Origin of the sequence: Dactylosporangium sp. CA-139066 (assembly GCF_050936175.1) — a bacterium.
GTDB lineage: Bacteria > Actinomycetota > Actinomycetes > Mycobacteriales > Micromonosporaceae > Dactylosporangium.
In genome coordinates this window covers 9,403,502-9,425,578 of the sequence record NZ_JBNJNH010000001.1, presented here as the reverse complement: position 1 = coordinate 9,425,578, position 22,077 = coordinate 9,403,502, and the positions used below count along the sequence as shown (strand labels likewise).

Below are 22,077 nucleotides of genomic sequence, written 5' to 3'. Positions count from 1 at the left end.
GGCGATTCTGCGCTATGAAAGCACCGATCTGCACGTCACAAGATCGCATAAGTAGGACAATTCTGTACGCCGTGGCCGGGTTGATCGGGTATTCGACGATGGTGAACCGGACGGCAAACGCTGATCCCCCAAGCACGTGCGGAGCCGCGCGGACGTCTTAGGCTGAGGCAGGACAACCCACAACGTGGTGGGCGAGGGGAGAACAACCGATGAACCGGCCAGGGGCAACCCCGGTGAAGGACGACGCACGAGGCTTACACGGCGCTCGGACCCCAGACGCGGCGGCCGAGGATGATGAGCTGGAGCAGGTAGTGCCCAACGCGGAGCACCTGGTGGCGGAGGCGGTCGTGCTGGCCGCCGCCCAGGATGCCGACCCCGAACTGGTGGCCGCCTATTGGCGCCTGGTTCCCGACGAGGAGCTGGCCGCCTGCAACGTCGCGAAGATGGTGGAGGCGACCAAGTCGCACCTGGAGCTGGCGCAGCAGCGAACGCCCGGGGAGCTCAAGCTCCGGCTCGGGCTGAGCGTCACCGGCGGCACCTCGGTGGAGATCGTCACCGATGACATGCCGTTCCTGGTCGACTCGGTGACCAGCGCCCTGTCCTCGCGCAACATCGACGTCAATCTGCTGGTCCACCCCCTGGTCGTGCTGCGCCGGGCCCCGCTGGGGGCGCTGGAGGAGATCCACGCCGGGGTCGAGCCGGAGGACGCGATCGCCGGGGACATCGTCGAGAGCTGGATCCGCATCGAGGTCGACCGCATCCGCGACGAGGCCGAGCTCGAGGAGCTGCGCACCGACCTGACCCGCGTGCTGACCGACGTGCGCGAGGCGGTCGAGGACTGGCCGAAGATGCGCACGCAGGCCCTCGCGCTGGCCGACGAGCTCGGCAGCGCGCAGCTGCCGGTGCCCGACAAGGACATCACGGACTCCGTCGAGCTGCTGCGCTGGCTCGTGGACGACCACTTCACCTTCCTGGGCTTCCGGCAGTACCGGCTGATCAAGGGTGAGGACGGCGAGGAGCTGCTGCAGGCGGTGCTCGGCTCGGGCCTGGGCATCCTGCGCGCCGACCAGGTCAAGCCGCGGGTGCTGTCGTCGATGACGGCGGAGGCCTACGCCAAGGCGCTCGAGAAACGGCTGCTCATCATCACCAAGGCCAACTCCCGGGCCACCGTGCACCGCTCGGCGTACCTGGACTACATCGGCTTCAAGCAGTTCGACCACGAGGGCAACGTCGTGGGGGAGAAGCGCTTCCTCGGGCTGTTCTCCTCGGCGGCGTATCGCACCAGCGTGCGCGACCTGCCGGTGGTCAAGCGCAAGGTCGCGGAGGTGGTCGAGCGCTCGGGGCTGTCGCCGCGCTCCCACTCCGGCAAGGACCTGATGGAGACGCTGGAGACCTACCCGCGCGACGAGCTGTTCCAGATCAGCACCGAGGAGCTGTACCACTCGGCCATGGGCGTGCTGCGCATGGCCGGGCGCCGCCAGCTCAAGCTGTTCCTGCGCCGCGACGCCTACGGCCGGTTCATCTCCTGCCTGGTGTACCTCCCGCGGGACCGGTTCACCACGGCCAACCGGCTGCGCATCCAGCAGATCCTGCTCGCCGAGCTCAACGGCGTCGGCGTGGACTACACGACCCGGGTGAGCGAGTCGAAGTTCGCCCGCGTGCACTTCATCGTGCGCACCGAGCCCGGCAACCCGCCCGGCGACATCGACGTCGAGGACCTGACCGAGCGCCTGTCCGAGGCGACCCGCCTGTGGGACGACGACTTCCGGCTGGTGCTGGAGCGCAAGCTCAACGACGAGCACCAGGCGAAGGTGCTGTACCAGCGCTACGGCGCGGCGATCTCGGAGACGTACAAGGACGAGCACACGCCCTATGAGGCGGTCAAGGACGTCGCCAAGCTCGAGCTGCTCGACGAGCCCGGGCAGCTGGTCATGCACGTGTACCGCCGGCGCCAGGACGAGTCCGACATCCGCTTCAAGGTGTTCCGGTACGGCGAGCCCATGATCCTCTCGGCCGTCCTGCCGGTGCTGCACTCCCTCGGCGTGCAGGTCACGGACGAGCGGCCCTACGAGATCGTCCGCTCGGACGGCACGATCTACCTGTACGACTTCGGCCTGCAGCTGCCGCCGGACTCCCGCGCGATCGTCGACGTGCGCCCCCACCTGGAGAACGCGTTCTCGGCGACGTGGCGCGGCGAGGCCGAGGTCGACAACTTCAACACCCTGGTGCTCAAGGCCGGCCTCACCTGGCGCGAGGTCGTCGTGCTGCGCGCCTACGCCAAGTACCTGCGCCAGGCCGGCACGGTGTTCTCCCAGGACTACATGGAGACGACGCTGCTGGCGTACCCGGCGATCGCCTCCAAGCTCGTCGCGCTCTTCGCGGCCCGGTTCGACCCCCGGCTGCAGTTGTCCGAGGCGACCCGCTCGGTGCAGTCCAAGGAGCTGGTCGCGGCCATCAACGCCGACCTCGACCAGGTCACGAGCCTCGACCAGGACCGGATCCTGCGTTCGTTCCTGCACCTGATCCAGGCGACGCTGCGCACGTCGTTCTTCCAGCGCGGTGACGGTGGGCGGCCCAAGTCGTACACCGCCTTCAAGCTCGACCCGCAGTCCATCCCGGATCTGCCGGCGCCGCGCCCGCGGTTCGAGATTTTCGTGTACTCGCCGAGGTTCGAGGGCGTGCACCTGCGCTTCGGCGCCGTCGCCCGCGGCGGCCTGCGCTGGTCCGACCGGCGCGAGGACTTCCGCACCGAGATCCTGGGGCTGGTCAAGGCGCAGATGGTGAAGAACGCCGTCATCGTGCCGACCGGCGCCAAGGGCGGGTTCGTGCTCAAGCAGAACGCGGGGGACCGCGACGAGGCGGTGGCCTGCTACCAGCTGTTCATTTCCGCCCTGCTCGATGTCACCGACAACCTCGACGGGGGCAAGGTTGTCGCCCCGCCGGACGTGGTGCGTCACGACCCCGACGACCCGTATCTGGTGGTCGCGGCGGACAAGGGCACGGCGACGTTCTCCGACATCGCCAACGAGATCTCGGTGCGGTACGGGTTCTGGCTCGGCGACGCGTTCGCTTCGGGTGGCTCGGCGGGGTACGACCACAAGAAGATGGGCATCACCGCGAAGGGCGCGTGGGAGTCGGTCAAGCGGCACTTCCGTGAGCTCGGCGTCGACACGCAGACGACCGAGTTCACCGTGGTCGGCGTCGGGGACATGTCCGGCGACGTGTTCGGCAACGGCATGCTGCTCTCGCCGCACATCCGCCTGGTCGCGGCGTTCGACCACCGGCACATCTTCATCGACCCGGCGCCGGACGCCGCCGTCTCCTTCGAGGAGCGGTCGCGGTTGTTCAACCTGCCGCGCTCGTCGTGGGACGACTACGACCGCTCGAAGATCTCGGCCGGCGGCGGCGTGTTCCCCCGCACGGCCAAGTCGATCGCGCTGTCCGACGAGGCCCGGGCGGCGCTGGGCATCACCACCGACGGCCCGCTCGCCCCGAACGACGTCATGCACGCCATCCTCGCCGCGCCGGTGGACCTGTTCTGGAACGGCGGCATCGGCACCTACGTCAAGTCGACCGGCGAGTCGCACGCCGACGTGGGCGACAAGGCCAACGACTACATCCGGGTCAACGGCCGGGAGCTGCGGGCCAAGGTCGTCGGCGAGGGCGGCAACCTGGGCCTGACCCAGGCGGGCCGCATCGAGTACGCGCTGAACGGCGGCCGCATCGCCACCGACTTCATCGACAACTCGGCCGGCGTCGACTGCTCCGACCACGAGGTCAACATCAAGATCCTGCTCGACCGCGCGGTCGCCGCCGGCGACCTCGAGCCGGCCGAGCGCAACCCGCTGCTGGCCGAGATGACCGACGAGGTCGGCGAGCTGGTCCTGCGCGACAACTACGACCAGGCCACGGCCCTGGGCAACGCGCGGGCGCAGTCGCGGTCGCTGCTGCCCGTACACAAGCGGCTCATTGCGGATCTTGAACGCCGCGGCCAGCTGGACCGTGCGCTGGAGGGCCTGCCCACCGACGAGCAGCTCGACGAGCGCGCGGCGATCGGCGTCGGCCTGACCTCGCCCGAGTTCGCCGTCCTGCTCTCCTACGTCAAGATCGTGCTCGAGCACGAGATCCTCGACTCGGACCTGCCGGACGAGGACTGGACCAACGAGGTCCTGGTGGCGTACTTCCCGACGGCCCTGCGCGAGCGGTTCGTCGAGGCGATGGCCGAGCACCCGCTGCGCCGCGAGATCGTCACCACCGCGGTCGTCAACGAGGCGGTCAACCGCGGCGGCACGTCGTTCTTCCACCGCGCCTCGGAGGAGACCGGCGCCGGCGCCGCCGACGTGCTGCGCGCCTCCGTCGTCATCCGCGAGGTCTACGGCCTGGGCGAACTGCGCCGGGCGGTGGAGTCGCTCGACAACCGCATCCCGACCCAGTCCCAGACGGCGGTCTACCTCGAGATGCGCCGCCTGCTCGACCGGGCGGTGCGCTGGCTGGTCTCCAACCGCCGCCTGCCGATCGACGTGCCCGGCGAGATCGCCCGCCTGCGACCAGGCATCGCCCGCCTGCTGCCGCAGCTGGACACCCTCTTCCGCGGCCGCGAGCGCGAGGCGCTGCACGCCAACGCGGAGGGCCTGCGCGAGCTGGGCCTGCCGGAGGAGATCGCCGACATCACGACCCGCATCATGTACGGCTTCGGCGTCCTCGACATCGTCGAGGTGGCCTCGGCCACGGGCCGCGACGTCAGCGAGGTGGCCACGGTGTACTACCTGCTGTCGGAGCGCTTCCGCGTCGACGACCTGCTGTCGCGGATCTCGGCCCTGCCGCGCGAGGACCGCTGGCAGACGCTGGCCCGGATGGCGCTGCGGTACGACCTGTACGCCGCGCTGGCCGCCCTCACGGCCGAGGTGCTCAACGCCACGTCACCGGAGGCGGACCCGGAGGCCCGCGTCCACGAGTGGGAGCAGAGCAACGCGACGTCGATCGCGCGCACGCGCAACGCGATCGGCGAGTTCGGCGAGTCGCCGGGCGACCTGGCCGCGATCTCGGTCCTGCTCCGCCAGATCCGCACGCTGGTCCGCGCTTCGGCCGCGTAGTTCCGCTCGACCCTGGCTCGGGTCCGGCTCCCTCATTGCGGGCAGCCGGACCCGAGCCGGCGTTTGTTGGGCGCGACATGTCGGGCGCTCCGCGCCCGACATGTCGGATTTATACCCCGTCAGGCGGAAAATGATGATAAATCATCGTGTAAGCGTCCGAGGTGCACGATGTTATGGCCTGACGTTATGGCCCGACCGACGTCGGCTAGCGGTGAACCGCTACCGCGGGCACGCCGCCTGGATGCGTGTCGGGGCACGCTCAGTGGGGCTGGCGCTGGATGTGCCGCGTGGGTGCAGTGAGCGGTCGGTTGGGGCACCCTCAGTCGGACCGGCTTTAGGGATGCCGCGGCGTGCGTTGAGCGGACGATTGCGGCGCGCTCAGCTGAACCGGTGACGCTTCGCTCCACGATCATGCGGTTTGCCGGGGTGGAATCGCATGATCGTGGAGCGAAAAGTGCACTCAGGCGGCCAGGCCGAGGGTCTCGGCGGCGGCGCGGCCGTTGGCGTGGCTCGCGCCCCAGGTGGTGATGAACGCCCGCGCGCCGCTCGGCCGCCACGACGACGGCCAGCCCATCTCGACCACCGTGACCGCGTGCGTCGTGGCCAGCTCCTCGACCAGCGCCCGCGCGCCCGTCAGCCGGTGCACGTTGCGGCCGACGACCACGATCGGCCGCGCGCCCGCCCGGGCGCGCAGCTCGGCCGGGTCGGCCTTGGCGGCGACGACGCGCAGCTGCTCGGTGCCGTTGATGTGCGGCCCCAGGCCCCACGGCACCCGCCCGGCGGCGATCGACGACTCGGACTCCAGCTGTACGACGAGCGGCGCCCCGCCCCGCTCGTGGGTGCCCTCGATGCGCACCGCGCCCAGCGCCGCCGGGTAGCCGAGGCCCGGCTCCTCCCGATCGGTGCGCGAGCCGCTGCGGGTCCACGCCGAGAGTTCGGCGACCCGGCCCACGGCCTCCTCGAGGCGGGCGAGTGGCAGCCGCCCGTCCCGTACCGCGGCCACGATCTCCTCGGCGCAGGCGTTCGTGATGTCCTCGTCGATGTCGGCGCCGATGCACAGCAGGTCGGCGCCCGCGTTCAGGGCGAGCACGGCGCCGGCCGGGATGCCGCCGGCGTAGCGGGCCGCGCCGAGCATCTCCAGGGCGTCGGTGACGACCACGCCGGTGAAGCCCAGGTCGCGGCGCAGCAGGTCGACGAGGACGGCGCGGCTGAACGTGGCGGGGGCGTCGCCGGTCAGGGCCGGCACGCGGATGTGCGCGGTCATGATCGACTTGGCGCCGGCCTCGATCGCGGCGACGAACGGCGGCAGCTCCCGGCCGCGCAGCAGGGCGGCGTCGATGTCGACGGTGGGCAGCTCCAGGTGCGAGTCGGCCAGCGTCGCGCCGTGGCCGGGGAAGTGCTTGGCGCACGCCGCGACGCCCGCGCCCTGCAGGCCGAGGACGGCGGCGGCGGTGTGCGTGGCGACGGCGATCGGGTCGGCGCCGAAGCTGCGCGTACCGATGATGGGGTTGTCGTCGGCCGTGTTCACGTCGACGGTGGGCGCCAGGTTGAGGTTGATGCCCAGCTGGTCGAGCTCGGCGCCGATGGTGCGGTACACCCTGCGGGTGACGGCGGGGTCACCCAGGGCGCCGAGCGCCGCGTTGCCCGGGTAGGGGCTGCCGCTGCGGTGCGCCAGCCGTGTGACGTCGCCACCCTCCTCGTCGATGGCGATCAGCACGCCGTCGCGCGCCGCGTGCAGGCTCCGCGTCAGTGCGGCGAGCTGCTCGCGCTCGACGATGTTGAACCCGAACAGCAGGTGTCCGGCCATCCCCTCGGCGAGGAGATCCACGGCCCACGTCGGGGCCTGCTCTCCTCTGAAGGCGCCCAGCAGCGTCCCCAGGGCCAGCCGGCGGAGTCCGGGATCGGTCGACACGATGTTCCCCCCTCAGCACGGACGCGTCCGCCGCATCGGCCGACGGCGTCGTCGAGGCCGGATGCTGCACACTCGTCCGATGCGCTATCCACGATCGTAAGAGCTTTTTGACCGGTTGTGCGTAGGCCGAGTGGGTGGTCCGACCGTACGCTTTCCCAATAGGTTGCTTGTGGCACGCTAATAGGAAAGTTTCCTAAATACTAGGGGTCTTTGTCACGATGAGTTCCGCCCGACTTCCAGGCACGCCCCGACTGCTGCGCGCCCTCAACGACCGAGCCGCCCTGGAGCTGCTACTGAGCCGCGGCCCGCTGACCCGAGCCCAGCTCGGCGAGCTGACCGGCCTGTCCAAGGTCACCGCATCGCAGCTGGTGGAGCGGCTGGAGGAGCGCGGCCTGGTCGCCCGCGTGGGCGAGCAGGCCGGCGGCCGCGGCCCCAACGCGCAGATGTACGCGGTGGTACCCGCCACGGCGTACGTCGTCGGCGTCGACGCCGGCCCGGCCCACGTCGTGGCCGGCGTGGCGGACATCACGGGCAACATCGTGGGCCGCACCGACGTGGCCATCGGCGACGGCGACGACCCGGTCAAGGTCGTCCACGCCGCGGTGATCGAGGCCGCCTCGGCCGCCGGCGCCCCGATCGAGCGCCTCCGCCGCATCGTGCTCGGCACGCCCGGCCTGGTCGACCCGAAGAGCGGCGAGATCACCTTCGCCTGGGACCTCCCGCGCTGGCACCGCGGCCTGCTCACGGCGCTGCGCGAGGACCTCGACCGCCCGGTCGTCTTCGAGAACGACGTCAACCTGGCCGCGATCGCCGAGCAGCACAGCGGCGCCGCGATCGGCGCGCAGGACTTCGTGCTGGTCTGGCTCGACCGCGGTGTCGGCACGGCCGTCGTCCTCGGCGGCCGCCTGCACCGCGGCAGCGTCGGGGCGGCGGGGGAGATCGGCTACCTGCCGGTCGCCGGCACCCAGGTGAGCCGCGACGCCTCCCGCCGCTCGAAGAGCGGATTCCGCACGCTGGTGGACGCGGCGGCCGTGCGCTCCATCGCCAAGACCCACGGCTTCAAGGCGGCCGGCGCCGCGGACGCGGTGCGCGCCGCGATCGCCGCCGGCACCGCGGGCAGCCCGTTCCTGGACGAGCTGGCCCGCCGCATCTCCCTGGGCGTGGCCTCGGTCGGCCTGGTCCTCGACCCGGAGCTGGTGGTCCTGGCCGGCGAGATCGGCCAGGCGGGCGGCGCCGATCTGGCCCAGCGTGTACAGCATGAGGTCGCCGCCATCGCCGTGGTCTCCCCGCGGGTGGTGCCGACGGAGGTGGCATCGGAGCCGGTGCTGAACGGCGCGATCCTGACGGGTCTGGACGCGGTACGCGAGGAGGTCTTCGGCTCCACCGCGTGAAACTTCCACGGCGCGCGAAGGTTGGCACACCGCGTTCATCGCAGCACGGGAGCCGGCGTGCGGTCGCCTCGTCGGCGCAAGCGCGCGGGGTCGGGCGAGAGCCCCGGGGTGTGGAGCCGTGGGTCATTGGCGAGGATGCGTTCCGGGGATGGCCGCGGTCGGGCCGGATGCGGACCGTACGGTTCGGGCGGCCTTGTCGCCGGACGGTCTCCAACGCCAGGTTTCGCAGCGTTTCTCATGTCACGTCCGGTGCACCGCCGTTTCATGCCGATTTATCGCCCGCCGACGTATAAATCCGACAAGTCGTGGCGCGGAGCGCCCGACTTGTCGCAGACGCCCCCCGACAAGAGCGATCAGCGGGCGTCGCGGCGGCGCATCGAGACGAACGAGGCCAGCGCCACGACCGCCACGACCGCGGCGATCACCAGGCCGCCCTGCTCCCAGCTGCCCGAGAAGCCGGCCTTCGGCACGCAGCCCGTGCGGCACGAGGCCACGTCGGCGTCGAAGGTGAAGCTCTTCGTGAGCCAGGCGGCGATGTAGCTGGACAGGCGGTACTGCTGCGAATAGTCGACGGTCTGGATGACGCTGAAGAGGACCAGGGTGCCGAGCTCGTACACCAGCAGGTACGCCATGCCGACGCCCAGAGCCGTGGACGTGTGGCGGCCCAGGGAGGCGATGGAGAAGCCGAGGGTCGTGCCGGCCAGCGCCAGCAGCACGACGCGCACGGCCGTGAGCAGCAGCGAGCCGAACTCCGGGGCCGTCATCTGGCTCACCGTGCCGTTGCCCGCGGCCACGAGCATGAAGGCGCCGGTCCAGACCCCGAGGTACACCACGGAAATGAGGCCGACGCCCGCGCAGGCGGCGAGGAGCTTGGCGGCCAGGACCGAGGTGCGGCGGGGGGCCCACAGCAGCAGGTTGGCCATGCCGCCCGAGCTCCACTCGACGCCCACGAACGAGGCGCCGAGCACGAAGCCGGACACCGTCAGGACGATCGCGGCGGTGTAGAACAGCGACGGCCACTGGCGGTGGAACGAGAAGCCGTAGTCGAGCATCGACTCGGGCGTGGGGCGCGGGCCGTAGTCGCAGCCGCGCGGGAAGCGCTCGCCGGGGCCGGCGGTGTCGGTGCCGGACTGGACGTTGGAGCAGTGCTCGACGTTGTGGTCCCAGATGTCGGCGGCCGACGCGGCGTTCACGCGGGCCGACTCGATCTCGGCTGGGGTCGGGGTGCTGCGGGTGAGGGTGAAGCCGAACGTCAGCAGCGCCAGCAGGGTGGCGATGAGGATCAGGGTGACCAGCGTGACGCGGCGGCTGAACAGGCGCGACCACTCGGCGGCGAAAAGGCGGGTCATACCGATTGCTCCTCGTCTGACCAGTCCGAGTCGTCGACGGGGCGGAACGCGCCGCCGCGCGGGGCGCCGCCGGTGAGGCTCAGGAAGGCGTCCTCGAGCTGGGCGACCGGGGCGAGCTCGCGCACCCACAGGCCGTTGACGCCGAGGGCGTGCGACACCCACGAGGCGTCGGCGAGGTCGTGGACGATGAGGTGGTCGCCGGCCACGCTGACTTCGGCGCCCGCGCCGGTGAGGATCTCGGCGGCGCGGTGGTGGTCGTCGACGCGCACGCGGTAGGCGCCCTTGTCGGCGACGGCGAGCACCTGCGACACCGGGCCGGCGCCGACGGTGCGGCCGCGGGAGATGATCGTGACGGAGTCGCAGATCTGCTGGATCTCGGCCAGGATGTGGCTGGAGATCACCACCGTCATCCCGCGGTCGGCCTGGCGGCGCAGCAGGTCGCGCATCTCGCGGATGCCCGCCGGGTCGAGGCCGTTGTTGGGCTCGTCGAGGATGAGCAGCTCGGGGTCCTTGAGCAGCGCGGAGGCGACCGCGAGGCGCTGGCGCATGCCCAGGGAGTAGGAGCGGACCTGGTCCTCGGCGCGGTCGGCCAGCCCGACCTGGTTGAGCACGGTCCCGATCCGGTCCTTCGGCACGCCGCCGGCCTTCGCCAGCAGTGAGAGGGTTTTGTACCCCGTGAAGTTCCCGAAGAACGCCGGCGCCTCGACGATCGCGCCGACGCGGGGCGCGACGTCGGCCTGGCGGCGCGGGACGGGCTCGCCGAGGATCCGCATCTCGCCGCCGTCGGCGCGCAGCAGCCCGAGCAGGGTCTTGAGCGTGGTCGACTTGCCGGAGCCGTTCGGGCCGAGGAAGCCGTGGATCTGGCCGGGCTCGACGAGCATGTCGAGCCGGTCGATCGCGGCGCGCGGTTTGCCGAACACGCTCTGGTAGGTCTTCACCAGACCGCGTATCTCCAATGCCGGTGTCATCCCCGCGCACAATACGGCCTAGGTCACCCGCGCGGGGCCCCGCCAGTCATCGATGAACCGGCCGTGGTTGGATTGGCACGTGTCAGATGACCTTGTCATCGCGGTGGAGAATGCGACGGTCACCCGCAACCGCAGCGACCTGATCCGTTCGGTGAGCTGGCAGGTCGAGCTCGACGAGCGCTGGGTGATCCTCGGGCCCAACGGCGCGGGCAAGACGACACTGCTCAACCTGGCCGGCGCGCGCATGTTCCCGACGCGCGGCTCGGTCTCCGTCCTCGGCGAGCGCCTCGGGCGCACCAACGTCGCCGAGCTCAGGACCCGCCTCGGCTTCACCTCCAACGGGCTGGCGCTGCCGCCCGACGAGACGGCCCGCGACATCGTGCTCACCGCCTCCTGGGCGGTCGTCGGGCGTTTCCGGGAGCGGTACGACACGATGGACGACGGCCGCGCCCTGGCCCTGCTCGACCAGTTCGGCGTCGCGCACCTCGCCGACCGGACCTACGGCACCCTGTCGGAGGGCGAGCGCAAGCGGGTGCAGATCGCCCGCGCGCTCATGACCGACCCGGAACTGCTGCTGCTCGACGAGCCGACGGCCGGCCTCGACCTCGGCGCCCGCGAGGACCTGGTGCGCCGCCTGGCCGCCCTCGCCGCCGACCCGGACGCGCCCGCGCTGGTGCTCGTCACGCACCACGTCGAGGAGATCCCGCCGGGATTCACCAACGCCATGCTGATGCGCGACGGCGGTGTGGTGGCCCAGGGGCTGCTCCGGGACACCATCACCGCCGAAAACCTGTCCGAGACGTTCGGTATGCCGCTGCGCGTGTCGACGATCGACGACCGCTATCACGCGCAGGCCGCTTAGACGCCCTTGAAGTCCGGCTTGCGCTTCTCGACGAACGCGGCCATGCCCTCCTGCTTGTCCTCGGTGGCGAACAGCGCCGCGAAGAGCTGGCTCTCCAGCCGCAGGCCCGAGGCGAGGTCCATGTCGAGGCCGCCGTCGACGGCGAGCTTCGCCGCGCGCAGGGCCTGCGCCGGGCCGTTGACGTAGGGGCGCACGAGGGCGAGGGCGGCCTCGTAGACCTGCTCCCGCGGTACCACCTTGTCCACCAGGCCCATCGCGAGCGCCTCGGCGGCGGGCACGAAGCGGCCCGTCATGACGAGGTCCTTGGCGCGGGCCGGGCCGACGAGGCGGGCCAGCCGCTGGGTGCCGCCGGCGCCCGGGATGATGCCCAGCGTGATCTCCGGCTGGCCCAGCGTCGCGTCCTCGGCGGCGACGCGCCAGTCCGCGGTCAGCGCCAGCTCGCAGCCGCCCCCGAGCGCGTAGCCGGTGACCGCCGCGACGACGGGCTTCGGGATGCGCGCGACGGCGTCGAAGGCGCTCGTGAGCGCGGCCGCGCGGGCGGCCATCGCGGCGTAGCCCATGCCGGCCATCTCCTTGATGTCGGCGCCCGCGGCGAACACCTTCTCGCCGCCGTAGAGCACCACCGCGCGCACGTCCTCGCGCTCGGTCGCCTCCTGCGCCGCGGCCCGCAACTCCTCCTGCACCTGGATGTTCAGGGCGTTCATCGGCGGGCGGTCCAGGCGGATCGTCCCGATGCCATCGGCGACCTCCAGCCTCACCAGCGGGCTACTCACCGTTTTCACCGGGTCCACAGTGTCTCCTCAACGTCGTTGTCGTTGCCTGGAGCCTATTCGGCGGTACGGTGAGAGGCGCCATGGCCACCACGTACTACCGCGACAACGTGGTGCACATCAGCTCCGGCGGTGTGCGCGTCGCTGAAGCTTGGTACCCGCTGGAAACCCTCACATACATCTGGCACGAGCGCACCGGGCGGCTGCGCCACGGCGCATACATGCTCGCCACCCGCGGCGGCGCCGTGCTGCTCGTCATCGGCCTGCTCATCGCCGCCGGCGTCTTCGCGCGCCGCATCGACATCACCGGCGAGCAGCGCACCATGTACATCGCCGGCGGCATCCTCGCCGTCATCGTCATCGGCGGCATCGTCGCGTTCAGCCTCGAAGGCCTGCTGGACCTGCTCGACCGGGCCCACGACCACGGCAAGGGCGTGCACGAGATCTGGGTGCGCACCGCCGCGGGGGACTCGATGATCTATTCCACAACGGACTCGCCCAAATTCGGGCAGATCTATCGAGCGCTCCAGCGGGCGGTCGAGCAGTCCGCCTAGACTGCGCGGCATGGTGGCCCTGGGCGTCGACTTCGGCACGTCGCACACGGTTGCGGTGGCCCGCTGGCCCGACGGCCGCGCCCGCCCGCTCCTGTTCGACGGCTCGCCGCTGCTGCCCTCCGCCGTGTCGCTGGACCCCAACGGCCTCGTCGTGGGCCGCGACGCCGTGCACAGCGCCCGCCGGGCGCCGGAGCGCTTCGAGCCCAACCCGAAGCGGCGCATCGACGACGGCTCGGTGCTGCTCGGCCCGCGCGACGTGCCCGTGCAGGAGATGATGACCGCGGTCTTCCAGCGGGTGCTGGCCGAGTTCACCCGCACCGCGGGCGGCGCCCCGGACGCGGTGACCGTCACCCACCCCGCCGGCTGGGCCGCCACGCGGCGCAACACGCTCCAGGATGCGGTACGCCGATCCGGCCTCCCCCGCGCCGCCCTCGTCCCCGAGCCGGTCGCCGCCGCAACCTACTTCGTGCGTGTCCTGCGCAACATGGTGCCCGTCGGCTCGTCCGTCGTCGTGTACGACCTCGGCGCGGGCACCTTCGACGGCAGCGTCGTCGCCCGCACCGCGGCCGGCTTCGAGGTCCTCGCCGTCGGCGGCCGCGACGACCTCGGCGGCCTGGACTTCGACGAGCTCGTGGTCGCGATGATCGGCCGCGCGGTGCCGGCCGACGGCTGGGCGCGGGTGACCGCCGACCCGCGGGCCGCCCGCCAGCTGCGCGACGAGGCGCGCGAGGCCAAGGAGCGGCTCTCGCGGGCGGCGTCGGCGACCGTGATGGTGCCGCTGCTGGACGTGGACGTGCCGCTCACCCGCGAGGAGTTCGACGCCGCCGCCCGCCCGCTCGTGGAGCGCTCGGTGCGCAGCCTGGCCGAGACGCTGCGCCTGTCGCGGCTCACGCCGGACCGCATCGCCGGGATCTTCCTGGTCGGCGGGGCGAGCCAGATGCCCCTGGTCGCCACCGAGCTGCACCGCGAGTTCGGGCGGCCGCCGGTGACGATCGAGCAGCCGGAGATGGTGGTGGCCGAGGGCGCGGTGCTGGTCGGCAAGGCGGTGCGGGTCAAGGCGGGCCGCCCGGTCGCGCCGGCGCCGCCCGCGTTGCCGGCCCCGGCGGTCGCGGCGCCGCAGCCGGCGTTGCCCGTCCCGGCGGTCCCGATGCTGCCAGGACCGGTGCCGCCGGCGCCCGGCCTGTCGGTCTCGGGGCCGCCGGTGTCGCCCGCCCCGCCGCGGACCGGCCCGCTGAGCCCGCCGGTGCCGCGCCGGCCGGTCTCGCCGCCGCCGGTCTACTTCCCGCCGCCGCCACAGGTCGTGTACGTGCCGGCGCCGCAGATGGTCATGGCGCCGCGGCCCCTGTCCCTGGGGCCGTGGTCGATCCGGTGGCCGGCGGGATTCATGACGACCTACGGGATCCTGCTGTACATGCTGATGGCCCTGCTGCTGTTCATGGCGATCGTCATCAAGTCGGATCCGGCCTCGGCCGCGCAGAACCTGTCCATGACCCCCGAGGACGCGGCCACCGACTGCTTCGAGTGGGCGGGCATCTGCGCGGTGCTGGCCACGCTGCTGCTGCACGGCGCGATCCGGGCGCGGCGGGCGGCCGGGGGCCACCACTGGTACCCCCTGGCGCTGTGCGTCATCGTCGCGGTGAGCAACGCGGCGCTGATCCGGCCGAGCGAGCATTACTGGCCGTGGGTGTTCGTCCCGGCCGTCATCTTCGGGGCCTCGAGCGCGGCGCTGCTGCTGCCCGCCTCGCGGCGATGGATGCGGCGCCCGCCCAAGCCGCGCCGGCCCAAGCCGCCCCCGCCCGGGCTGGTGCCTTCCGCCTAGACTTCGGGGCATGCCTACGCCAGCGATCCGGCTCGGGGTCGACTTCGGCACCTCGAACACCGTCGCGGTCGTGCGATGGCCGGACGGTCGCTCGCGGCCCCTGCTCTTCGACGGCTCCCCGCTGCTGCCCTCGTCCGTCTACGCGGAGCCCAGCGGCGCGATCATCGTCGGCCGCGACGCCGTGCACAGCGCCCGCCTCGAGCCGGCCCGCTTCGAGCCCAACCCGAAGCGGCGCATCGACGACGGCACGGTGCTGCTCGGCGACCGCGAGATCCCGGTCAACGAGCTGATCGCCGCGGTGCTGCGCCGGGTCCGCGAGGAGTTCACCCGCACCGTCCCCGGCGTCGAGCCCGAGGTGACCGTGACCGTGCCGGCGTCGTGGGGCGCCACCCGGCGCCTGGCGATCGCCGACGCCGCCGCGACGGCCGGGCTGGGCCGGGTGCGCCTCGTGCCCGAGCCGGTGGCCGCCGCCGCGTACTTCACCCAGGTCCTCGGCCACGACGTGCGCGTCGGGAAGGTCGTGGTGGTGTACGACTTCGGGGCCGGCACCTTCGACGCGAGCGTGGTGGCGCGCACCGACGGCGGCTTCGAGGCCCTCGCGGTCGACGGGCGCGACGACATCGGCGGCGTCGACGTCGACAACGCCGTCGTCAAGCACATCGGCACCCTGGTCGAGCCGCGGGCGCCGCAGGAGTGGGCGCGGCTGATGAGCCCCCAGTCCGTCGAGGACCGCCGGCACCGCCGCCTGCTGTGGGACGACGCGCGGGTGGCGAAGGAGCGCCTGTCGCGCCAACCCGCGTCGGACATGACGATCCCGCTGCTCAACGTGGACGTACACCTGACGCGGGAGGAGCTCGAAGCCCTCGCCCTGCCGATGATCAAGCAGACGGTGCGCGTGACCGAGGGCGTGATGCGCTGGGCGCAGCTGCCCGACGACGCCATCGCCGGCGTGTTCCTGGTCGGCGGGTCCAGCCGGATGCCCCTGGTGGCGACGCTGCTGCACCGCGAGCTGCGCCGGGCCCCGGTCGCGATCGAGCAGCCGGAGCTGGTCGTCGCCGAGGGCAGCATGCTGGCCGGCTCGACGGTGGACCCGACCGGCGGCCCGCCCGCGCCCGGGCCGCTGACCGGCGCGCTGCCGCAGGTGACCGGCCTGTCCTGGCAGCCCGGGCCGCCGGCGCCCGGCCCCGTGTCCCCGGCCTCCGGGCCGGTTTCCGCGCCGCCCGCCGAGGTCTTCACGATGCCGCCCGCGGGCGGGTTCAACCCCACGCCCGTGTCGTCGCCCCCGGGCGGCGGCCCGCTGTGGCCCGAGAGTCCCGGCCCGGCGTTCCCCGTCTCGGCCCCTCCGCCCGTGCATCCGGTGTCCGCGCCGCCTCCGATCTCGTCGCCTCCGGTCTCGTCGCCGCCGGTGTCCGCGCCGCCTCCGGTCTCCTCGCCGCCGGTGTCGTCGCCGCCCATCTCCTCGCCGCCCATCCCATCCCCTCCCGTCTCGTCGCCGCCGGTGTCCGCGCCGCCGAACCGGCCCGCGCGCCAGGGCCGGGTGTTCGTGTCCGGCGGGGTGCCCGAGGCATCCACGCGCTACGACGAGTACGGCCAGGCGTTCCGGACCGACAACGCGCCGCCCAAGCCGGCGCCCGTCCGGCCGTCGCCGCCGCCCCCGGTCCCGGCGCCGGCCCCCACGCGACCGTCGGCGGCCACGAAGGTGTACGACGGCTCGCGCCCGCGTCGCAGCCCGGCCGGCCGTTTCATGCTCACCCTGCTGGTGCTCGTGCTGATCGTGGTGACGCCGCTGGCGGCCGGGTGCGTGTCGTACCGGCTGACGACCGACCGCTGGCCGCAGCCGGTCGCGAACTGGCTCGGCTCCGGTAATCCGTGAGTGTGTCTCCGGTCACCCGCGCCGGAGAACGTGAGTAGGATTCGCGCATGACGACGATCGACGGGCACGGCGGGGACCTGGCGCTGGCGGCGCTGCGTGGGTTCGGGGTCACCGAGATGTTCACGCTCTCCGGCGGCCACGTCTTCCCGCTGTACGACGCGGCGAAGAAGGCCGGCGTGCGCATCGTCGACGTGCGCCACGAGCAGTCCGCGGTGTTCGCCGCGGAGGCGGTCGCCAAGCTGCAGCGCCGCCCGGGCCTGGCCGTGCTCACCGCCGGGCCGGGCGTCACCAACGGCGTGTCCGGGCTGACCAGCGCGATGTTCAACGGCGCACCGGTGGTCGTGCTCGGCGGCCGGGCGCCGCAGTTCCGCTGGGGCTCGGGCAGCCTGCAGGAGATGGACCACCTGCCGGTCGTGCGCGCCGTCACCAAGCACGCCGAGACGATCTTCGCCACCGACGAGGTCTACGCGCGGATGCGCGCCGCGGCCCTGACCGCGCTCACCCCGCACCGCGGACCGGTCTTCGTCGACCTGCCCCTCGAGGTGGTCTTCTCGACCGCGGACGGGATCGTGGAGGAGCCTGCTCCCGGTGTACCGCTGGAGGAACCCGATCCGGACGAGGTCCACCGCGCCGTCAGCCTCCTGGCCGCGGCCCAGCGGCCGGTCATCGTCGCCGGATCGGACGTCTGGGCCGGCGACGCCACCGCCGCGCTGCGGGAGGCCGCCGAGGCGCTGCGCATCCCCGTGTTCGCCAACGGCATGGGGCGCGGCACGCTGCCGCCCGATCATCCCCTCGCGTTCGCGCGGGCGCGCAAGCCCGCGTTCGGCGGCGCCGACGTCGTGGCCGTCATCGGCACGCCGCTGGACTTCCGGCTCGGCTTCGGCGACTTCGGCGGCGCGCAGGTCGTGCACGTCACCGACGCGGCCGCGCAGCGGGCCGGGCACGTCACCCCGGCCGCGGCGCCGACCGGCGACCTGCGGCTGGTCCTGACGGCCTTCGCGGCGTACGGCGGCCTCGTCGCCGACCACGAGGAGTGGATCGCCACGCTGCGCGCGGCGGAGAACGCGGCGAGGGCCAAGGAGACCGAGGCGCTCGAGGCCGACACCGACCCGATCAAGCCCGGCCGCGTCTACGGCGAGCTGCGCAAGGTGCTGGCCGAGGACGCGGTCACCATCGGCGACGGCGGCGACTTCGTCTCCTACGCCGGCAAGTACCTCGAGCCGGCCCGGCCGGGCACCTGGCTCGACCCGGGGCCGTACGGCTGCCTCGGCACCGGCATGGGCTACGCGATGGGGGCCCGGATCACGTACCCGGACCGCCAGATCTGCGTCCTCATGGGCGACGGCGCGGCCGGGTTCTCGCTCATGGACGTCGAGTCGCTCGTGCGCCAGCAGCTGCCGGTCGTCATCGTGGTCGGCAACAACGGCATCTGGGGCCTGGAGAAGCACCCGATGCGCCAGATCTACGGCTACGACCTGGCGGCCGACCTGCAGCCCGGGCTGCGCTACGACGATGTCGTCAAGGCGCTCGGGGGCGCGGGCGAGACGGTGGAGAAGCCCGGCGATCTCGCGGGGGCGCTGGGGCGCGCATTCGCCTCGGGCGTGCCGTACCTGGTGAATGTGCTCACCGATCCGGAGGACGCCTACCCCCGCTCGTCGAATCTGGCCTGAGCACCACCTTGTGGGTGGTTGGGCCGGGAACCTTGTGGGTGGGTCTGTGCGGTAACGCCCGGGGGTCTACTCCAGGCCGAGCAGGCGGGGCAGTTCGCCGATCGAGCCGATCACCTCGTTGGCGCCGGCGGCCTGCAGCGCCGCCCGGTCGCCCGCGCCGGTCAGGACGCCGACGAGCAGGCCCGCGCCCGCGCGCTGGCCGGCGATGAGGTCCAGCGGCGTGTCGCCGACGACGAGCATCCGGCGCACGTCCTCGACGCCGAGCTTGAGCGCCGAGACGAGCATGAAGTCCGGGAAGGGCCGGCCGCGGCCGGCGTCGGCGGGGGAGAGCACCAGGTCGACCTGGCCCCACCAGCCGAGCGCGTCGATGATCGCCTCCTGCGTGGCGCGGGCGAACCCGGTCGTCAGCGCCACCTTGATGCCGCTGGCGCGCAGCGTCTTGATCGCCTCTATGGCGCCGGGGATCGGCAGCACGGCGCCCTCGTCGACGAGCAGCCCGTACGCCTCCTCGAACGTCTCGTTGGCGGCCTGGGCGCGCTGCTCGTCGCCGTCCAGCAGCAGCCGGAACACCTCGATCCGGCTCTGCCCCATCGTCTTGCGCACGACGGCGAGCATGCGCTCGTATTGCGGGGTGCCCGGGGCCACGCCCTCTCCGGCGAAGGCCACCGTGAAGGCCTGCTCGACCAGGCCGTCATCACGCACCGTAGTGCCTGCCATGTCAATGCAGGCCAGTTGCCACGCGGTCATCCCGCGATGGGAGCACGGCCAGAAGACCGGAGAGTGAACGGCACAAAACCGTCAGAAGGCACCCGCTCGGCGCAGTGCGCGGGGTCGTCCGTCGGGGTCGTGCACGAAGCGGTAGAGCACTCCCGACCACCGGCGCGTCCACCACCGGAGCGTGGGCGCCTCGTACGGCCGGAGCCGACCGGACGGGCGCGGGCCACGGGATCCGTCGTCGTACCAGGATTGCAGGCCGGCCGCCGAGCGCTCAAATGCATCGATGAATGTTGCCGGATCGTCATCATCGAGATCGATGCCTGTGTGCTCCAGCGCGAGCCGGCGACGCAAACGGCGCGCGTAGCCGCCGGACGGGTCCGCGACCGCGCAGGTGAGCTCCGAGTCGTGCGTCCACGACCGCAGCGACACGTTGTCGGAGCCGATCGTCGCCCACGCATCGTCGATGATGCAGACCTTGGCGTGCACGTAGATCGGCGTGCCCTGCGCGTTCTCCGGCGCGTAGACGTGCACGCGGTCGCCGCCGGCCGCGCGCAGCATCGCCAGGGCGCGCTCCCGGCCGTACAGCTGTGGGGTCCCGCCGATTCGCCCGGGCGCGTCGGGGTATCGGGGCACGAGCGCCACCAGGTGCAGCGTGGGCGTGGCCCGAAGCGCGTCGGCGAAGCAGCTCGCGACCTGCGGTGACCACAGGTACTGGTCCTCGATGTACACCAGCCGCCGCGCCCGCCCGACGGCCTTGCGGTAGCCGCGGGCGACGCTGCGCTCGCCGTCGGGGGCGAACGGGTACGGGCCGGTGCGCAGGTGCGGGTACGTCCGCAGCAGCTGCACGGCGAGGTCACCGGCCGGCGGCGGGTCCGGCAGCTGCGGCGGCAGCGGGTCGGCGTGCAGGTCCTCGTGCTCCAGCCGGTCGTGCAGCCAGAACAGCGGGTTGCGCGACAGGGGCGTCGGGTCTTCCCAGCGCTCCCGGAACGTGGCCTCGACCTGCCCGACGACCGGCCCGCGCAGCTCGAGCTGGATGTCGTGCCACGGCGGGCGCGGCCCGTACACCGGCGCCATCGAGATGGCCTGCGCGTCGCCCTCGTGGGCGCCGGAGTCGCCGCGCCCGTGGCACAGGTCGATCCCGCCGACGAACGCGACGTCGAGCTCGGGCCGGCCCGGGTGGCGCAGGACGATGAACTTCTGGTGGTGCGAGCCGCCCGCGCGCACGCGCATGTCGCGCAGGCACTCGCCGCCGGCCGCCTCGATCTCCTCGCCGAGGTGCTGGTTCTCCTGCTCGTTGAACCGCAGCCGGTCCAGGTGCGAGCGCCACACCAGGCCCTTGACCACGACGCCGCGGCGGGCGGCCTCGCACAGCACCGCGGAGATCTCGGTGCCGGGGCCGTCGAGGCGCTGGTCGGGGTCGCCGCGCCAGTCGGTGAACAGCAGCAGGTCGCCGCGGCGCAGGCGGCGCACGGCCGGCAGCAGCGCGTCGTAGTACGTGCGGCCGTCGATGAGCGGCCGTGCGGCGTTGCCCTCGGTCCACGGCGCGAGCCTGGTGTGTGAGTTGCCGCGCTCCCGGGCGTCGAGGAACCAGTCGGTGAGGTGGCTCACGGCGCGGTCCGGCTCAGCGCGGTCCGGCTCGTGGCGTTCTGGTCCGGGGCTTCGCGGTTTGGGGCGTCCCGGTTCGGGGTCTCGGGGTTCGGGCTGTCGCCGGTGTCGCGGTTCGGCCGGAGGACCCACCACGCGGCGGCCGTCCACAGGGCCGCCAGGACGCAGCTGCCGACGATGTCGGTTGGGTGGTGCATGCCGCGGTACATCCGCGCCACCGCCACCCACAGCGGCATCACGACGGCCGCGGCGACCAGCAGCCAGCGCCACCACGCGCGGGTGTGCCCCAGCACGAGGACGGCCGCGACCGCCCACACGCAGATCGTCGCCGCGACGTGCCCGGACGGGAAGCTCGACGTCGGCAGCTTCCCGTCGAGGTTCGGCACGTCGGGCCGGGCGCGCCCGGTGATCGCGGCCGCGGCCAGGAACAGCGTCAGCTCCCCGAACATGACGACGGCCAGGAACACCACGGGGCGCCAGCGGCGTGTGACGGCGAGCGCGACCGCGCCGATGGCCAGCCCGATCGCGAGGATCGCGTGGGTGTTGCCGACGGTGCCGCCGAGGGAGCCGATCCGGTCCATCGCGGCCGAGCGGTGCGCGGCGAACCAGTGCGGGATCGTGTGGTCGCCGAGCACGTTGCCGTTGCCGTGCCGGTAGTGGGCCAGCGGCAGGCCGAGCGCCACGAGCGCGCCGAAGGTGAACACCCACGCGGCCACGAGCCCGGCCGCGGGCGCGACGTAGCGCTGTTTCGGCTCCGGCCGCGGGTGCTCCGTCAGGTGCAGCTCGGGCGCCGACTCCGGCTCGAGGCCCTCCTCCAGCGGGTGGGTGACGCGGCGCCCCTGCTCGTGCCGTGCCAGCTCGAACGCGGCCGCGCACAGCCCGACCCAGGCCGCGCCCAGCGACCAGCCGCCGATCACGTCGGACACGAAGTGCACGCCCAGCGCGAGGCGGCTGAAGCCGATGAGCACCACGAGCGTGCCCACGCCGATCAGGGCCGGGCGGCGCCACGCGGGGCGCAGCGCCGGCAGGAACACCAGCAGCAGCGCGGTGTAGCAGATGAAGGAGTTGAGGGAGTGGCCGCTGGGGAAGCTGTTGCCGCCCCCGTGCGCGACCGGCTGCTCGACGACGGGGCGCAGCCGGCCCACCGCCAGCTTGAGCGACGGGTCCAGGATGAGGCCGCCGAGGGCGGCGGCCAGGAGGAAGGCGCCCAGGCGGTACCGCCGCCGGAACACCAGCACCGTCGCGCCGATGCCGACGAGCCAGCCGAGGACGCCGAAGCTGCCCAGCCGGCTGATGCCGCCCATGAGCGCGACCAGGAAACGGCTCGGGGCGATGACCGCGTTCAGGTCGTTCGCCACGCCCCGATCGAGCGACTCCATCGGCACCCATCGCACCCGTACGGCGATCACCAGGGCCGTGAACACCAGCGCCGCAGCGCCGAAACCACCCATGCGCCACAGCGTGGCTCTGTCACCCTTCACGTTTGCCGTCATG

Annotated in this window: 14 protein-coding genes; 7 read left to right on the top strand and 7 right to left on the bottom strand. The window is 72.6% G+C overall.

What is annotated here, in order from left to right; all coding sequences use genetic code 11:
• Positions 1 to 209 precede the first annotated feature (209 nt).
• Positions 210 to 5,093, top strand: a complete 4,884-nt coding sequence (locus tag ACQEVU_RS43090; protein WP_433334243.1) for an NAD-glutamate dehydrogenase — start codon at positions 210 to 212, stop codon at positions 5,091 to 5,093.
• A 460-nt stretch (positions 5,094 to 5,553) separates the two neighbouring features.
• Here the strand turns inward: ACQEVU_RS43090 and ACQEVU_RS43085 are convergent, their stop codons facing one another.
• Entirely contained in the window at positions 5,554 to 7,005 is a 1,452-nt protein-coding gene (locus ACQEVU_RS43085; RefSeq protein ID WP_433334241.1) for a glycoside hydrolase family 3 protein, read from the bottom strand.
• Positions 7,006 to 7,223: 218 nt separating this feature from the next.
• Here ACQEVU_RS43085 and ACQEVU_RS43080 point away from each other — a divergent pair, with 218 nt between their 5' ends.
• Positions 7,224 to 8,396 carry an ROK family transcriptional regulator gene (locus ACQEVU_RS43080; RefSeq protein WP_433334238.1) on the top strand — a complete coding sequence of 391 codons (1,173 nt, stop codon included), beginning with the start codon at positions 7,224 to 7,226 and terminating at the stop codon, positions 8,394 to 8,396.
• Between the two features lie 353 nt (positions 8,397 to 8,749).
• Here ACQEVU_RS43080 and ACQEVU_RS43075 read toward each other — a convergent pair whose 3' ends face one another.
• Positions 8,750 to 9,745, bottom strand: coding sequence for an ABC transporter permease subunit (locus ACQEVU_RS43075; RefSeq protein WP_433334236.1), 996 nt, complete (start codon positions 9,743 to 9,745; stop codon positions 8,750 to 8,752).
• Positions 9,742 to 10,713 (bottom strand): ABC transporter ATP-binding protein, encoded by a 972-nt coding sequence (locus tag ACQEVU_RS43070; RefSeq protein ID WP_433334234.1) that lies wholly within the window; start codon positions 10,711 to 10,713, stop codon positions 9,742 to 9,744. The genes ACQEVU_RS43075 and ACQEVU_RS43070 overlap by 4 nt, the downstream gene beginning before the upstream one ends.
• A 79-nt stretch (positions 10,714 to 10,792) precedes the next feature.
• Between ACQEVU_RS43070 and ACQEVU_RS43065 the strand changes: the two genes are divergently transcribed.
• On the top strand, positions 10,793 to 11,575 hold the full coding sequence (locus ACQEVU_RS43065) for an ABC transporter ATP-binding protein (RefSeq protein WP_433334232.1): 783 nt from the start codon (positions 10,793 to 10,795) through the stop codon (positions 11,573 to 11,575).
• Here ACQEVU_RS43065 and ACQEVU_RS43060 read toward each other — a convergent pair.
• Entirely contained in the window at positions 11,572 to 12,348 is a 777-nt protein-coding gene (locus ACQEVU_RS43060; protein ID WP_433335328.1) for an enoyl-CoA hydratase/isomerase family protein, read from the bottom strand. The two genes, ACQEVU_RS43065 and ACQEVU_RS43060, sit on opposite strands and share 4 nt — an antisense overlap.
• An 80-nt stretch (positions 12,349 to 12,428) precedes the next feature.
• On the opposite strand from ACQEVU_RS43060, the gene ACQEVU_RS43055 reads away from it, so the two are divergent.
• Genes ACQEVU_RS43055 through ACQEVU_RS43040 form a run of 4 tightly spaced genes read left to right on the top strand, consistent with a single transcriptional unit; the run spans position 12,429 to position 18,261 of the window.
• On the top strand, positions 12,429 to 12,899 hold the full coding sequence (locus ACQEVU_RS43055) for a DUF6232 family protein (protein ID WP_433334230.1): 471 nt from the start codon (positions 12,429 to 12,431) through the stop codon (positions 12,897 to 12,899).
• A gap of 10 nt (positions 12,900 to 12,909) precedes the next feature.
• Positions 12,910 to 14,718: an Hsp70 family protein gene (locus tag ACQEVU_RS43050; protein WP_433334228.1), complete on the top strand. Its 1,809-nt coding sequence runs from the start codon at positions 12,910 to 12,912 to the stop codon at positions 14,716 to 14,718.
• Positions 14,719 to 14,728: 10 nt separating this feature from the next.
• Positions 14,729 to 16,591, top strand: coding sequence for an Hsp70 family protein (locus ACQEVU_RS43045; protein ID WP_433334226.1), 1,863 nt, complete (start codon positions 14,729 to 14,731; stop codon positions 16,589 to 16,591).
• 47 nt (positions 16,592 to 16,638) lie between these two features.
• The gene (locus tag ACQEVU_RS43040) at positions 16,639 to 18,261 is read left to right on the top strand and encodes an acetolactate synthase (RefSeq protein WP_433334224.1); all 1,623 of its coding nucleotides are present in this window, start codon (positions 16,639 to 16,641) and stop codon (positions 18,259 to 18,261) included.
• A gap of 66 nt (positions 18,262 to 18,327) precedes the next feature.
• Here ACQEVU_RS43040 and ACQEVU_RS43035 read toward each other — a convergent pair whose 3' ends face one another.
• The 3 genes from ACQEVU_RS43035 to ACQEVU_RS43025 are packed head-to-tail and all read right to left on the bottom strand — an operon-like array spanning position 18,328 to position 22,064.
• Positions 18,328 to 19,008, bottom strand: coding sequence for a phosphonatase-like hydrolase (locus ACQEVU_RS43035; RefSeq protein WP_433334222.1), 681 nt, complete (start codon positions 19,006 to 19,008; stop codon positions 18,328 to 18,330).
• Between the two features lie 51 nt (positions 19,009 to 19,059).
• Positions 19,060 to 20,586: a phospholipase D family protein gene (locus ACQEVU_RS43030; RefSeq protein WP_433334220.1), complete on the bottom strand. Its 1,527-nt coding sequence runs from the start codon at positions 20,584 to 20,586 to the stop codon at positions 19,060 to 19,062.
• A complete protein-coding gene (locus ACQEVU_RS43025; RefSeq protein ID WP_433334218.1) occupies positions 20,583 to 22,064 on the bottom strand; it encodes a phosphatase PAP2 family protein in 1,482 nt (493 codons plus the stop codon). Before ACQEVU_RS43025 ends, ACQEVU_RS43030 begins: the two co-directional genes overlap by 4 nt.
• Between the last annotated feature and the right edge of the window lie 13 nt (positions 22,065 to 22,077).